At 63.8% G+C, this 12,918-nt stretch carries 14 protein-coding genes; 9 read left to right on the forward strand and 5 right to left on the reverse strand.

The features are described 5' to 3' along the window. Positions 1 to 24 precede the first annotated feature (24 nt). Together IVB27_RS32410 and IVB27_RS32415 are read left to right on the forward strand one after the other, a co-directional pair. Positions 25 to 906, forward strand: coding sequence for an AraC family transcriptional regulator (locus IVB27_RS32410; protein WP_247446846.1), 882 nt, complete (start codon positions 25 to 27; stop codon positions 904 to 906). Positions 907 to 1,002: 96 nt separating this feature from the next. Further along, a complete protein-coding gene (locus tag IVB27_RS32415) occupies positions 1,003 to 2,262 on the forward strand; it encodes a serine hydrolase domain-containing protein (RefSeq protein ID WP_247446847.1) in 1,260 nt (419 codons plus the stop codon). 6 nt (positions 2,263 to 2,268) lie between these two features. On the opposite strand, the gene IVB27_RS32420 is transcribed toward IVB27_RS32415, so the two are convergent. Further along, positions 2,269 to 3,813, reverse strand: a complete 1,545-nt coding sequence (locus IVB27_RS32420) for a carboxylesterase/lipase family protein (protein WP_247446848.1) — start codon at positions 3,811 to 3,813, stop codon at positions 2,269 to 2,271. A gap of 125 nt (positions 3,814 to 3,938) precedes the next feature. Here IVB27_RS32420 and IVB27_RS32425 point away from each other — a divergent pair, with 125 nt between their 5' ends. From IVB27_RS32425 to IVB27_RS32435, 3 genes are read left to right on the forward strand one after another with little or no spacing between them, the layout of a single operon-like run. Beyond that, positions 3,939 to 4,736, forward strand: coding sequence for an AraC family transcriptional regulator (locus tag IVB27_RS32425; protein ID WP_247446849.1), 798 nt, complete (start codon positions 3,939 to 3,941; stop codon positions 4,734 to 4,736). Between the two features lie 56 nt (positions 4,737 to 4,792). Further along, positions 4,793 to 5,455 carry an SRPBCC family protein gene (locus IVB27_RS32430; protein WP_247446850.1) on the forward strand — a complete coding sequence of 221 codons (663 nt, stop codon included), beginning with the start codon at positions 4,793 to 4,795 and terminating at the stop codon, positions 5,453 to 5,455. Next, positions 5,455 to 5,817, forward strand: coding sequence for an ArsR/SmtB family transcription factor (locus IVB27_RS32435; RefSeq protein WP_247346113.1), 363 nt, complete (start codon positions 5,455 to 5,457; stop codon positions 5,815 to 5,817). Before IVB27_RS32430 ends, IVB27_RS32435 begins: the two co-directional genes overlap by 1 nt. Positions 5,818 to 5,859: 42 nt before the next feature. Here IVB27_RS32435 and IVB27_RS32440 read toward each other — a convergent pair whose 3' ends face one another. Further along, a complete protein-coding gene (locus IVB27_RS32440) occupies positions 5,860 to 6,357 on the reverse strand; it encodes a peptide deformylase (protein WP_247446851.1) in 498 nt (165 codons plus the stop codon). Between the two features lie 77 nt (positions 6,358 to 6,434). Between IVB27_RS32440 and IVB27_RS32445 the strand changes: the two genes are divergently transcribed. The 4 genes from IVB27_RS32445 (at position 6,435) to IVB27_RS32460 (ending at position 10,245) form a co-directional block, all read left to right on the forward strand. Next, complete coding sequence (locus IVB27_RS32445) at positions 6,435 to 7,019, forward strand: TetR/AcrR family transcriptional regulator (protein ID WP_247446852.1); 585 nt, start codon at positions 6,435 to 6,437, stop codon at positions 7,017 to 7,019. A 96-nt stretch (positions 7,020 to 7,115) separates the two neighbouring features. Then, complete coding sequence (locus IVB27_RS32450) at positions 7,116 to 7,706, forward strand: DUF308 domain-containing protein (RefSeq protein ID WP_247446853.1); 591 nt, start codon at positions 7,116 to 7,118, stop codon at positions 7,704 to 7,706. Positions 7,707 to 7,893: 187 nt separating this feature from the next. Next, on the forward strand, positions 7,894 to 8,910 hold the full coding sequence (locus IVB27_RS32455; RefSeq protein WP_247446854.1) for an alpha/beta hydrolase: 1,017 nt from the start codon (positions 7,894 to 7,896) through the stop codon (positions 8,908 to 8,910). A gap of 114 nt (positions 8,911 to 9,024) precedes the next feature. Next, positions 9,025 to 10,245, forward strand: coding sequence for an MFS transporter (locus IVB27_RS32460; RefSeq protein WP_247446856.1), 1,221 nt, complete (start codon positions 9,025 to 9,027; stop codon positions 10,243 to 10,245). 22 nt (positions 10,246 to 10,267) lie between these two features. Here the strand turns inward: IVB27_RS32460 and IVB27_RS32465 are convergent, their stop codons facing one another. From IVB27_RS32465 to IVB27_RS32475, 3 genes are all read right to left on the reverse strand, one after another. Beyond that, positions 10,268 to 10,654: an ester cyclase gene (locus IVB27_RS32465; RefSeq protein WP_247446857.1), complete on the reverse strand. Its 387-nt coding sequence runs from the start codon at positions 10,652 to 10,654 to the stop codon at positions 10,268 to 10,270. 57 nt (positions 10,655 to 10,711) lie between these two features. Beyond that, positions 10,712 to 11,584: a bifunctional helix-turn-helix transcriptional regulator/GNAT family N-acetyltransferase gene (locus IVB27_RS32470; RefSeq protein ID WP_247446858.1), complete on the reverse strand. Its 873-nt coding sequence runs from the start codon at positions 11,582 to 11,584 to the stop codon at positions 10,712 to 10,714. 81 nt (positions 11,585 to 11,665) lie between these two features. Next, complete coding sequence (locus IVB27_RS32475; protein WP_247446859.1) at positions 11,666 to 12,019, reverse strand: MmcQ/YjbR family DNA-binding protein; 354 nt, start codon at positions 12,017 to 12,019, stop codon at positions 11,666 to 11,668. Positions 12,020 to 12,918 lie beyond the last annotated feature (899 nt).

The raw sequence follows: 12,918 nt of genomic DNA on the forward strand, positions 1-12,918 counted from the left end.
TTGAGCCGCCACGGAGGAGGGACGATGAAGGCGGCGCTGCAAAACTATCAGACCCGGATGCGGCGGGTGCTGGATCATATTGACCGGCATCTCGACGATGATCTGGACCTGGACACGGTGAGCGGTGTTGCGGCCTTCTCAAAATTTCATTTCCACCGGCAGTTCACCGCCACCTTCGGGTTGTCAGTGCATCGCTATGTCCAGCTGGCCCGTATGAAGCGCGCTTCGCATCAGCTGGCCTACATGGACGCCCTTGATGTCACTGAGATCGCGATGGATGCAGGTTACGATGCACCTGACGCCTTCGCCCGCGCCTTTCGGCAACGGTTCGGGCAATCGCCGTCGTCGTTCCGGAAGTCTCCCGACTGGGAGCCGTGGCTTGCGGCCTTCGGGCCTCTCGACAACGCCAGGAACAAGCTCATGCAGATAATTTTTACCGCCGCCGACGTGACGATACGCGATGTGACCCCGACTCCGGTGGCAATCATGGAGCATCGGGGGAGCCCTGAAACACTTCCCGCCACCATCCAGCGGTTCATCGCGTGGCGCAGAGCCGCCGGCCTTCACCCGAGGACAAGTCCGACCTTCAATGTCTGGCATTCCGAGCGGCGTCCTGTGCCGCCCGCCGAATATCGCATGGACCTTTGTGTCGGGACCGGCCAGCTCATCGAAGCGAACGGCGAAGAGATCAAGGCCGGCGAGATTCCCGGCGGACGCTGCGCCGTGCTGCGCGTCGTCGGCTACGCCGACAATCTGGAGCCGGCCGCGCTCTTTCTTTATCGCGAGTGGCTCCCGGCCAGCGGCGAGGAAGCGCGCGACTTCCCGATCTATTGCCAGCGGCTGAGCTTCTTCCCGGAGGTGCCCGAGCATGAGACGGTCGCGGAGCTTTTTCTGCCGCTGAAATAGCTGCGCCTCATCGTGCAGGTCTCCTTGCACAAACGCCGGGTCTCTGTTGCGCGCTCCCGTGCTACGACCAGGGCGTCCCCTCTGGAGCCTGCCTTCATGTCCACCGCCGCCGACCCCAGCCAGTCACCCGCAACCGCCACCGAAACCGACCCCGAAACCCTCGGCTGGATGAAAGGCTTCCCGCCGGCACCGGACCGCACCGTCAGCTTCCAGAACGGCTCGTTCCGCAGCTTCCCCGAGCTCCGCTGGGCATGGAGCAACATCCGCCAGCTGGTGCCGACCGTGAACGTCTGGCGCGGGGCGGGGCCCGCGTCGGTGCTTCCGCGCGAAGACCATGACATCGGCGCCGTCGCCTCGATCACGATGGATGGACGTCCCATGACGTTCGCAAAAATGCTGGAGGAGACCTATGCCGACGGCATCGCCGTGATGCATCGGGGCAAGCTGATCTACGAGCGCTACTTTGGCGCGTTGAAGCCGCACAAGCCGCATATCGCGATGTCGGTGACGAAATCGTTCACCGGCACGCTCGCCGGCATTCTGGTCGCCGAGGGCAAAATCGATCCGCAGGCGCCTGTTACGGAGTATGTGCCGGAGCTGAAGGCCAGCGCCTTCGGCGACGCGCGCGTGCGGGAGGCCATGGATATGACCACGGGGCTCGCATACACCGAAGTTTACACCGACAGGAATTCCGCGGTGTGGGGGCTGCGGCGGGCGAACGGCATGGCGCCGATTCCGCCGGACTATGACGGAGCGACCAATATTTTCGATTTCCTCGTCGCGCAGAAGAAGCAGGGCGAGCACGGCAAGGCCTTTGCCTACAAGACCGTCAATTCCGACGTGCTGGCCTGGATCATCAGGCGCGCCAGCGGCATGACGTTGTCCGATCTTCTCTCCGAGCGGATATGGACGCTGATGGGCGCGGAGGAGGACGCGCATTACCACGTCGATCGTATCGGCACCGAAAGCGGCGGCGGCGGCCTGTCGACCTGCTTGCGCGATCTCGCCCGCTTCGGCGAGACCATGCGCAATCACGGCCGCTTCAACGGCCGGCAGATCGTGCCTTCATCGGTGGTCGAGGACATCGCGCGCGGCGGCGATCCCGAAAAATTCAAGCCGGCCGGCTACACCACGCTGCCTGGTGCGTCCTATCGCAATCAATGGTGGGTCACGCACAACGCCCACGGCGCCTACATGGCGCGCGGCGTTCACGGCCAGGGCATCTACGTCGATCCCAAAGCCGAGATGGTGATCGCGCGCTACGCCTCGCATCCGGCCGCGGGCAACGCCGCCAACGATCCCGTGACGCTGCCGGCCTACATGGCGCTGGCGAAGGAGTTGATGGCCGGCGGGTGAGGTCGCCTACGGCATATCCCGCCAGCCCATCGGCAATATGCCGTCCTGCCTGAAACTGTCGAGGAAGCTGAAGCGAGCGGCTTGCGGATTGCGGTGGGCTTCGATCTTTGTGCCCAGGATCTGCACGACATCGTTCTCGTCATAGGCGGGCCAGGGCGGCAGGCCGGATCCGTTGGGATCTCCGTGTGCGGCGAAATTCACCCAATAGCTCATCATCGTCCGCGCCAGGGCGCGGTCTTCTTCGGCCGGTGGCGTCGTGCTGCCGATCACCTGTTGCGGCGTCAGGGTGCCGAACACGAACGGAATGTCCGTGACATGCGAGGCGACCGGCGTGTAACGCGAGGTGTAGCTGAAGTGATAACCGTAAACGGGCGCACGTCCCCCGCGGCGATGCAGCCGCAGCCACTGCCAGCATTGCTCGCCGACCACAGTGTCGCCGTTAAGCGCCGCCGCGGACGCTTTGGCCTCCACGTCGGTCGCGGCGGGATAGACCTTCAGGAAATCGGCGATGCGTTCCTTGCCGAACATCTCCGCAGCCGCGGCGACAAAGGCTTTCGCCGATTGATCGGGGAGGGACTGCGGGGCGAAAGGGACTTCCTCGGCGGCATTCCAGCCCGCCAGCAAGGGGATGTGCATCTGTTCGCCGCGCAGGAATCGCCGCGCGGGCACATCAGGCACGACGTGATGATCGATACTCGGCGAGAACGCGGTCACGACGGGGCTGGTCCTGAAACTCCACGGCGCGGCTGCATTCAACCGGTCGGCCGGCATGCTGCGCAAGGCCGCGATGGACCCGTTGCCCTGTTGCCGGGCGAAAGCGAGACCACGCGCGCGAGCTTCTTCAAAGCCCTGGAGTGGGCCGTGCTTGCCATCCCAGAACGCGCCGCTCTGTCCAATGGCCTTGTGAAACAGTCCATGCGCGAGCGGCGAGGCCATCAAAATGCCGACGGCCATGGCGCCGGCGGATTCGCCGAACAGGGTGACGTTATCGGGGTCACCGCCAAAGCCGGCGATGTTGGCCTTGACCCAGCGCAGCGCCATCAACTGGTCCTGCAGGCCGTAATTGCCTGAGGGTGCCTCCGTGTCGAGATCGGGATGGGCGAAGAAGCCGAAGATGCCGAGGCGATAATTGAAGCTGACCACGACGACACCCTTGGCGGCCAACGCGCCGCCGTCGGTCGCGGGATTGGCCGAGGAGCCGAACTGAAAGCCGCCGCCGTGAATCCACACCATCACGGGCCGCTTCTCGTCCGCGTGCTTCGCCGCGGTCCAGACATTGAGATAGAGGCAATCCTCGTCGCGCGGTCCCGGCCGCTGGTCGTTTTTGAGCGCCGATAGACACCCCGCGCCGAACACCAGCGTATCGCGCATGCCGTCCCATGGTGCGGGCGGCTGCGGTGCGCACCAACGCAAAGGTCCGACCGGCGGTGCTGCGTAGGGAATGCCTTTGAACGCCAGCACGCCGCTGGCATCGCGCGGGCCGCCACGCACGGAGCCGGCTTGTGTGCGGACCACACGTTCGGCTGCCGTAGCGGTCGTGAAGGCATGCATGGTCGTATCTCTTGCTCGCGTGTGCGCACCTGGCCGCAGCCAGGCAGGTTCAGGCGACAGCCTATCGACTTTCTTATCTGCTCGATTTAGATATTCCGCCAATCAATTGCTAAAAACAGGCAAGCATGCGGCAGTCCCTTCGCTTTCCGTGGACGAATCTCGATGTGGACGATCGCTCCGCACCTGTCATCGCCGTGCGCGTTGACGTGATCGGGACCAAGGCGGAGGTGCCCGATCACAGGCACCGCAAAGGGCAACTTGTTTTTGCGTTGGGAGGCGGCGTCACCTCTCGCGTTCCCAATGGCCTGTGGATGGTGCCGCCGCATTGCGCAGTTTGGGTGCCCGGGGGCATGCAGCACAGCAACCTCGCGACAGAAAATGCCCGGCTGTTCTTCGTTTATATCGAGCCCGACGTCGTGGACTTGCCGGATCGGTGCTGCACGCTCTCGATCTCCCCGCTGCTGCGTGAAGTGATCGTCGAGCTGTCCGATCAGATCGCGGATGACGAGGCGAGGGTGGCCCTCCTGGCGAGCGTCCTTCTGCGCGAACTCCCTCACATGCCGGTTCAGCAGCTCCATCTGCCGCTCTCGCCCGAGCCGCGTTTGAAGAAGATTGCTGCAGCGCTGGCAAAAGACCCTTCCGACCGCAGGACCCTGGCCGAATGGGCCCATCGCGTTGCGCTGAGCGAGAGCAGCCTCGCGCGTCTCGTCGTCAAGGAAACGGGGCTGAGCTTCGGGCGCTGGCGTCAGCAATTGCACCTGATCGTCGCCTTGCGAGAACTCACCTCCGGCGCCAGCGTGCAGCAGGTTTCGGCCGACCTCGGCTACGAGTCGGTCGCGGCCTTCATCACGATGTTCAAGAAGGCGCTCGGGAAGCCGCCGGCGAAATATCTGAGCAGTATCTCTCCTGAATATAAGAATTGACTTATATTAGCTTCGACCGGTATTCATTCTTGCATGAAACGACAAGGAGGAGCGCCATGGAAATCGACGTCGCCAGGGTATTGGGGCTTGTGACGCGGTCGGTAAAGAATTTCGAGAAGGACGGGAAAGCCGCCAGTGCAGTGACATTGACGCGGCTTTACGAGACGAGCGTCGACGATCTCTGGGACGCAGTGACCAGCCAGCAGCGCATTCCGCGGTGGTTCTTGCCGGTCGAGGGAGATCTCCGGCTCGGTGGAAAGTACCAGCTCAAGGGGAATGCAGGCGGTACCATCACGGCATGCACGCCGCCGACCCATTTTGCTGCGACTTGGGAATTCGGCGGCGCGATGAGCTGGATCGATGTCAAGCTGACAGCAGAACGAAGTCAGGCGCGCTTGACGCTTGAGCATACCGCGATCATTGAGGACCATTGGAACCAGTTCGGTCCAGGGGCAGTGGGGATCGGTTGGGATCTCGCCATTGCGGGACTTGAGAGATATCTTGTGACCGGGGCATCGGTCGACCATGAGACGGCCGAGGCATGGATGGGCTCTCCTGCGGGCAAGGAATTCATGACGGGTAGCGGCGAGTATTGGCGCGCGGCGCACGTCGCAAGCGGGGTCGATGCGGCTTCGGCGAAGCAGCGCTCTGACCGCACCATCGCTTTTTATCGCGGTGAGATGCCGCCTGACATCGCCCATCCGGGCACAGGAAGCTGATGCAAATCTTCGAGGTCCTCGCTGATCCCGTGCGCCGTCGCATCCTCGAGCTGCTCGCGCCTCGGGAAATGGCGTCCGGCGAGGTCGTCGAAGTGATCGGGGCCGAGTTCGGGATCACGCAGGCGGCTGTGTCGCAGCACCTCAAGGTGCTGCGCGAGAGCGGCTTTGCAACGGTTCGGGCGGAGGCGCAGAGACGACTCTATTCGGTCGATGTCGCGGGCCTGCGGGCGGTGGATGCATGGATCGATCAATTCAGAAATTTTTGGGAGCCGAAGCTGGACGCGCTGGCGACCGAGATCGCGCGCGGCAAACGCGAGCGTCGTAACGCTCCCATGACCAAACGGAGCGGGAAGAGGGCTTGATAAATTACGAACAAAAATGGCGAGAGGAGCGAACAGTCACCTTCAGCCCCGCGACATCTTCTCATACCGTTTCACCAGCCGCTCCCTTTTCAGCCGCGACAGCCGCTGAATCCAGAACATACCGTCGAGCTGGTCGATCTCGTGCTGATGGCAAACAGCGCGCAAGGTTTCGGACTCCTCGGTCTGCATGTTGCCGTCGATATCCTGATAGCTGATCCGCACGCGGGCGTGGCGCTGGACGTCGTCGTTGACCCCGGGCATCGAGACGCTGCCTTCGCGATGCAGGATCATCTCGGCCGAGGCCCATTCGATCTCCGGGTTGACGTAGGTGCGCGGGCCGTCCGGAGCGTCGAGCTCGAGCACGACGACGCGCAAGGGCACGCCGATATGCGGCGCCGTGATGCCGATGCCGGGCGCAGCGCGCATCGTCTCGAGCAGATCCGCTGCAAGCTCGCGCAAGGCGGCGTCGAATGCAGTGACGGGGCGAGCCGGCATCGCGAGGCGGCGGTCGGGATAGCGGACGATCGGGCGAATGGTCATGCAGGCTCCTACCACTCACGGATGGTTGAAGCATCCCGTTCTTGACGCCCTACCAACTGGAAGGTAGCTAATCGGCCATGACCAATGTTTCCTCGACTGCCGACGACATCCTCGCCTGCGCGCGCACCTTGATCATCGCGGGCGGCTATAACGGCTTCAGCTACGCCGACGTGGCCGATGTTATCGGCATCCGCAAGCCGAGCATCCACCACCATTTCGCCAGCAAGGTCGATCTGGTCCGCACCCTCGTGTCGCGCTACCGCGCCGAAGCCGAGGCGGGACTGTCGGCGCTCGAGCGCAATGTCCCTGATCCGCGCGATCAGCTCAAAAACTATGCCGCGTATTGGGAAGCGTGCATCAATGATGCGACGGCGCCGTTCTGCGTGTGCGCGCTGCTTGCCAGCGAGCTTCCGATCTTGCCGGAGGAAGTCGCGCTCGAAGTCCGTGCGCACTTCCGTTCGCTGGCTTCGTGGCTGACATCGGTGATGGAGCGCGGCAAGCGGAAGGGGCGGTTCAAACTCTCCGGCACAGCCAAGGTCGAGGCTGAAGGCTTCATGGCGACCATTCACGGCGCGATGCTGTCGGCGCGCGCCTATGGCGATCCAAAAATGTTCGGTGTGATCACCACCCCGCTGCTGGATCGGCTGTCCACCAGACATTGAGAGACATCGGCGAGACGACCACTACACCCGGCAGCCAAGCCGGGCGAGGCGCCTTGCTAGCGAAAGACTACCAACTAGTAGGTAAAGGAGAGTGGAATGGCGTATCATCAATTGGATATCGTTCGTGCCGATCGCGAGCGATGGCTGAAGTTCTACTACTTCATCCGGGCGGCGTTCTCGGTCGCCTGGGTCGGAGCTTCGTTTGCCGTCGGGCCGTCATCTCCGGTGATCGCGGGAGCCTTGCTCGTGCTCTACCCGGCATGGGACGCCGCGGCCAACTTGGTCGACGCGTTGCGCAGCGGCGGGCTCGCTCAAAACCGCACGCAGGCTCTGAACGTCGTGGTCAGCCTGGCGACCACCGTCGCGGTGCTTGTTGCCTTGCAGATGAGCATGAACCGGGTGCTCGGAGTGTTCGGGGCCTGGGCGATCCTGTCAGGACTGCTCCAACTCGGGACGGCCATCCGCCGCTGGAGGAGTTTTGGCGCGCAATGGGCCATGGTGCTCAGCGGGGCCCAGTCGGCGCTCGCAGGCGGCTTCTTCATCTTTCAGGCCACGACGCCGATGTCTCCATCGATCGCGAATGTCGCGGGCTATGCTGCGGTCGGCGCGCTCTATTTTCTAGTCTCGGCGGTATGGCTGACCGTCAGCGAGTGGCGCCGCAGCGTCAAGAGGACACAGCAGGGATGATTGCGACGGCGTTGGCGGGATCATGACATGATGCCGGTGTTTTGCCCGACGAGTCAAATCGCGGTCTTGCAGTTGAGGCACATCGTAAGCCATTGATCCCGCAGGGGCCGTCTACTGTGCATGGGGTTGTTTTCGACATTCTTGTTGGCGACAATGCCGCCAACAACAAGAGTCGGAGGAAAACTTCATGCGCACAATCGCAATCGCGCTGGCGGCGACCATCGCAGCGGCAACGCCGGCCGCGGCCGACTATCTGGTCAAGGAAGTCGGCAGCTTTCACGTCGGCGGCCACACCGAAACGCTGAGCGGTCTTGCTTCCAAGGAGATCGTGTTCTCTCCAGGCGCGCCGCCGATCAAGGTCGATCCGAACGGCGAGTTCGAGGTCGAGCAGATGTACGTTCAGTTCGTCAAACAGGCAGCGCCGAAGTCGAAATTGCCGCTGCTGCTCTGGCACGGCGGCGGCCTTTCGGGGGTGACATGGGAGACCAAGCCCGACGGCAAGCCGGGCTGGCAGCAGTTCTTCCTGAATGCGGGCTATGACGTCTACGTCTCGGATGCGGTGGAGCGCGGCCGCGCCTCCTGGGCGCGCTATCCGGAGATATTCAAGAGCGAGCCGTTCTTCCGGCCCAAGAAGGAAGCATGGGAGTTGTTCCGGATCGGGCCGAGCTACGAGGTCGGCGGCAAGCGCGAGGCATTCGAGGGCGAGCAATTCCCGATCGAGGCGTTCGACCAGTTCGCCAAGCAGGGCATTCCGCGCTGGGCCACCAATGACGCGGCCACGCAAAAAGCCTACGATGCATTGGTGCAGAAGGTGTGCCCGTGCATCATCCTGGTGCACAGCCAGGGCGGCAATTTCGGCTTCACCGCCGCCCTCAATGCGCCGGACAAGGTGAAGGCGCTGATCACCGTCGAGCCGTCCGGGGCACCCGATCCGGCCAAGGCCGATGCTGCGAAACTCAAGGGCGTACCGCATCTGATCGTGTGGGGTGATTTCCTCGACAAGGTCCCGGTGTGGTCCAAGCTCGTGGTCAATCCGACTAAATGGGGGCAAGCGGTCGCGGCTGCGGGCGGAAAGGTCGATACGTTCGAACTGCCCAGGATGGGGATCAAGGGCAACACCCACATGATGATGATGGACCGCAACTCCGACGACGTCGCCAAGCTGATCAATGATTGGATCGGGAAGCAGAGACTGGCGAACTAAGCGGAGCGTGAGCGCGGCCGGTCCCGAAAAAATTGCTCGATGCCGTGGTGCCGGCTGTCGGCGCGAGCAGTTCCCATTCGTCTTCCACCCAGACAGACCTGACGGGAGACCAAAATGAACTCTTCCTCATATCGCTGGGTGGTCGTCGCCGCGGGCGGCTTGCTCGGCTGCGTCGCGATCGGCGGCATGTTTTCGCTGCCGGTGTTTTTGCAGCCGATTGCAAAGGACACCGGCTGGTCGGTGACCGGCATTTCCAGCGCGATGACGATCGGCTTTCTGGCGATGGCCTGTACCAGCATGGCCTGGGGCACGCTGAGCGACAGGTTCGGGCCGCGGCCGGTGGTGCTAACGGGCTCGGCGGTGCTGTCCGTCAGCCTGTTCGCGGCGAGCCACGCCACCTCGCTGCTGGCGTTTCAGTTCGTCTTTGGCCTTCTGGTCGGGGCCTCCTGTGCAGCGATCTTCGCGCCGATGATGGCGACCGTGACCGGCTGGTTCGACACCCATCGCAGCCTCGCGGTGTCGCTGGTGTCGGCCGGCATGGGCATGGCGCCGATGACGATGGCGCCGCTCGCGGCCTGGCTCGTCTCCGGCCATGACTGGCGCACCTCGATGCAGATCGTGGCGCTGGTGGTTGGCGCCATCATGATCCCGGTCTCGTTCCTGGTGCGTCCCCCGCCGGCGCTCGCGCACGCCGTGGCCGCGCCTGCGGGCGAGGGTGCGCCGCAAGGGGAAATGTCGCTGACGGAGGCGCTGCGCTCGCCGCAATTTTTAATCCTGCTCGCGACCAACTTCTTCTGCTGCGCCACGCATTCCGGCCCGATCATCCACACCGTCTCCTATGCCGTGAGCTGCGGCATTCCGCTGATTGCGGCGGTGACGATCTACAGCATCGAGGGCTTTGCCGGCATGGGCGGGCGCATCGCCTTCGGCCTGATGGGCGACCGTTTCGGTGCCAAGCGCGTGCTGGTCTCGGGTCTGCTGTTGCAGGCGTTCGGTGCACTCGCCTATGTCTTCGCGCATCAGCTTGCGACGTTCTACGCGGTCGGGGCCGTCTTCGGCTTCATCTATGCCGGCACCATGCCGCTCTACGCGGTGCTGATCCGCGAGAACTTTCCGCTCAAGATGATGGGTACGGTGATCGGCGGCACCGCGATGGCCGGCAGCCTCGGCATGGCCACGGGCCCGCTCGCGGGCGGCCTGATCTACGATGCGTTCTCGAGCTACGCCTGGCTCTACATCGCCTCCTGGGCGATGGGCCTCGGCGCCTTCCTGATGGCGATGAATTTCAGGCCGTTCGCGAAGCCTCAAGCGGAGGTGGCGCCGGCGGCGGCGTAAGCAGGTTCATCGAGGCGCAGCGCTAGAGCTGCGCCTCGATCGCGCGCTTGTCGATGATGGACCACACTTGCCGTATTTTTCCGTCACGAAATTGATAGAACACGTTTTCGCAAAAGGACAGGCGCCTGCCGTTCACATCCAGCCCCAGAAACGTTCCAGCCGGCGTGCAATCGAACTTCAGCCGGGCGGCGATTTGCGGCGGATCGCAGACCAGCAGCTCGATGTCGAAATGCAGATCCGGAATTGCACGAAAATCCTGCTCCAGCATGGCACGATAGCCGGATAGTCCGAACGGTCGCGCATTGTGGCAGACGTTATTGTGGACGAACTGTCCGAGGGCGGGCCAATCCCGCCGGTTCAGGCAGGCGATGTAGTCGCGGTAGATGTCGGCGAGGTCGGACCTGGTCATGGCGTTGCTCCTGCGGCTCCGGCCATAACGCGGCAACAGGCCGATCGGCGCCGGCGCTCACAGACGTTTTTCGAAGAACAGGTCCGGGTAGGGATCGTCATTGAAGCGGGGGATCTCGGTCCAGCCGCTTCCTCGGTAGAGCTGGCCGGCCTCCGCCAGGGCGCTGTTGGTGTCGAGCCGCAGCAGCTTGATGCCGAGCCCGTGCGCAGCATCCTCGGTCATTTCCATGAGGCGCCGGCCGAGCCGCAATCCGCGCGCTGCCGGTGCGACCCACAGCCGCTTGATCTCGGCATAGCCGTGATCCGTGCCCTTGAGCCCGACGCAGCCGATCGGCAGCGTGTCCGAGATCGCGACGATGAACGTGCCGCGCGGGCGGCGCATATCCTTGGCGTCAGGATCGCGCGACAGCGAGACGTCAAAGCCCTGCTTGAAGCGGCGGCCGAGCTCGCCATAATATTCGCCGAGGCAATAACGGGCCTGTTCGCTCCGTGGATCCATCTCGTCCAGCGTGACGCGCTCGCGCGTCAATGCGGAGGCAATCAAATCCATCGCCGCCAGCAGCGCCTCGCGTTGCGAGTGTTGGGCGAGGAAGCTCTCGGCCTGCGTATTCGACAGCGCCTCATAGGCCGCGAACTCGCGCCGGCCCGCACGTGTCAACGTTGCCACGCGGCGGCGCGCATCATCTTCATGCGCAATGGTCTCGACCAGCCCTTCGTCCTCGAGGCTGCGGAGCAGGCGGCTCATCAGGCCGGAATCGAGGCCGAGATAGTCGCGAATCTCGGCCACGTCCGACCGCCCGTGCCCGATCGCGTTGAGCACGCGCGCCGCCCCCAGTGGCCGCCCGCGTCCCAGGAATGACGTATCGAGCGCGCCGACAGCCGACGTGACGGCACGGTTGAAGCGGCGGACGCGGGAAACAGGGTCGAGCATGATGTCTGACTTTAGTCAGGCATATTATCGAAGTCAATCACTGCAGGCCCTCGCTTCAGCAGCCTCAGCAGCGGCCGCGCTTCAGTCCAGGCCCAGCGCCTTGCGGGACTTCCGCGTAAGTTTCGCCGCGATCAGCGTGTGCGCCTGCGCCAGATAGGTTGTGAGCTCGGCGTCTGACAGTGCGCTGTTGCCGACGAGCTGCACCCATTTGGCGCGCGCCAGATACGGCGCCGGCCGCGCGAGGCCGTGCTCGATCAGCATGGCATAGGCCATGTTCGAGACCTTGAACATGTAGCCGCCGGAGCGCGCGGCAAAGCCGCCGCCGAGTGCGAACATCTTGCCGCCGACCTTGAACACGGAGGTGCCCTCCCACTGTACCACCTTGGTGACAGCGGGCAGGTGCAGGCAGCGGGTTTCGAAGGTTTTGGGAGTCATCGCCCAAGCGATAGCACGGCGCACGCGGCTTGCAACGCCGCCTCGTCACGGAGATTAGCCTGATGGCGAGGTGAGGGCGCCGGGCTACAAGACTTTGTGTTGCCCGTCGGCAAAACACGCCATCCGTTGGTCGATGCCGGCCATCAAAAATATTCCAGTTTACCGAAATTCGGAAACGACGTATGTGTCGCCTCACTCCGGCCCAAGGAAGAGGGGCGTATCGCGATCGTCACGAACGCGGGCCGGGCGGCGGCGGACGCTGGGCACACTGGCGCGAACGGCTTCGCAGGGCGGGCAACCGTGAGCGAAGGCGTCGCGCACACGACCGGTGCGCTCTCGCGTACGGCAAAACCGTGTCGTCCTGACGCCCGGGGTCTGTGCGTCAAGTCTTGCGGTGATGTGGCGGCCCGACCGGGTCCGCGCATCTGTGAGGCGACGGGGGCAATAGTGCATCGCTCCCCGGGGAGAGCACGGCATAAGCCGTAAAACCGCTGCGCAGGGAAGGCCGGTTGTTTGGCTTCACCTGTATGCCGCTGTGCAGCTTTTCGTAGCGCAACTTTCGCACAGTGGACCGTGGGTGCCAGCCGGCACCCGGTCTTCCCTGCGCCCTCTTTCATAAGAGGGCAAGGCGATGAAGCAAAGCAAAGCTCGGGCGAACATGCCGCGAGGATGCGAGCCCATGCCAGTCCTTCAACGATGGTCGTGCCCCAGACGCAGCGCAGCGCCTCTTCGCGGTGCGCTGGAGGCGGGGCCTGTGCAACAGCGATGGGCGTAGCTTCCTTGGCTCTGCGAAGCGTCACTGCGTGCCGCACCGCGTCCGGGACACGAGAGGGAGGAGCGTTGTCGCCACACTCCGTCATTGCGAGCGCAGCGAAGCCATCCAGGATCTCTCCGCGGCG

The sequence above is a fragment of the Bradyrhizobium sp. 197 genome (genome assembly GCF_023073375.1).
In the GTDB taxonomy this organism is placed as follows: Bacteria; Pseudomonadota; Alphaproteobacteria; order Rhizobiales; family Xanthobacteraceae; genus Bradyrhizobium.

Bases quoted from the DNA above. Each gene is read 5' to 3' on its own strand.
- IVB27_RS32410 (WP_247446846.1), top strand. From the start codon at position 25: ATGAAGGCGGCGCTGCAAAACTATCAGACCCGGATGCGGCGGGTGCTG.
- IVB27_RS32415 (WP_247446847.1), top strand. From the start codon at position 1,003: ATGTCCACCGCCGCCGACCCCAGCCAGTCACCCGCAACCGCCACCGAA.
- IVB27_RS32420 (WP_247446848.1), bottom strand. From the start codon at position 3,813: ATGCATGCCTTCACGACCGCTACGGCAGCCGAACGTGTGGTCCGCACA.
- IVB27_RS32425 (WP_247446849.1), top strand. From the start codon at position 3,939: ATGCGGCAGTCCCTTCGCTTTCCGTGGACGAATCTCGATGTGGACGAT.
- IVB27_RS32430 (WP_247446850.1), top strand. From the start codon at position 4,793: ATGGAAATCGACGTCGCCAGGGTATTGGGGCTTGTGACGCGGTCGGTA.
- IVB27_RS32435 (WP_247346113.1), top strand. From the start codon at position 5,455: ATGCAAATCTTCGAGGTCCTCGCTGATCCCGTGCGCCGTCGCATCCTC.
- IVB27_RS32440 (WP_247446851.1), bottom strand. From the start codon at position 6,357: ATGACCATTCGCCCGATCGTCCGCTATCCCGACCGCCGCCTCGCGATG.
- IVB27_RS32445 (WP_247446852.1), top strand. From the start codon at position 6,435: ATGACCAATGTTTCCTCGACTGCCGACGACATCCTCGCCTGCGCGCGC.
- IVB27_RS32450 (WP_247446853.1), top strand. From the start codon at position 7,116: ATGGCGTATCATCAATTGGATATCGTTCGTGCCGATCGCGAGCGATGG.
- IVB27_RS32455 (WP_247446854.1), top strand. From the start codon at position 7,894: ATGCGCACAATCGCAATCGCGCTGGCGGCGACCATCGCAGCGGCAACG.
- IVB27_RS32460 (WP_247446856.1), top strand. From the start codon at position 9,025: ATGAACTCTTCCTCATATCGCTGGGTGGTCGTCGCCGCGGGCGGCTTG.
- IVB27_RS32465 (WP_247446857.1), bottom strand. From the start codon at position 10,654: ATGACCAGGTCCGACCTCGCCGACATCTACCGCGACTACATCGCCTGC.
- IVB27_RS32470 (WP_247446858.1), bottom strand. From the start codon at position 11,584: ATGCTCGACCCTGTTTCCCGCGTCCGCCGCTTCAACCGTGCCGTCACG.
- IVB27_RS32475 (WP_247446859.1), bottom strand. From the start codon at position 12,019: ATGACTCCCAAAACCTTCGAAACCCGCTGCCTGCACCTGCCCGCTGTC.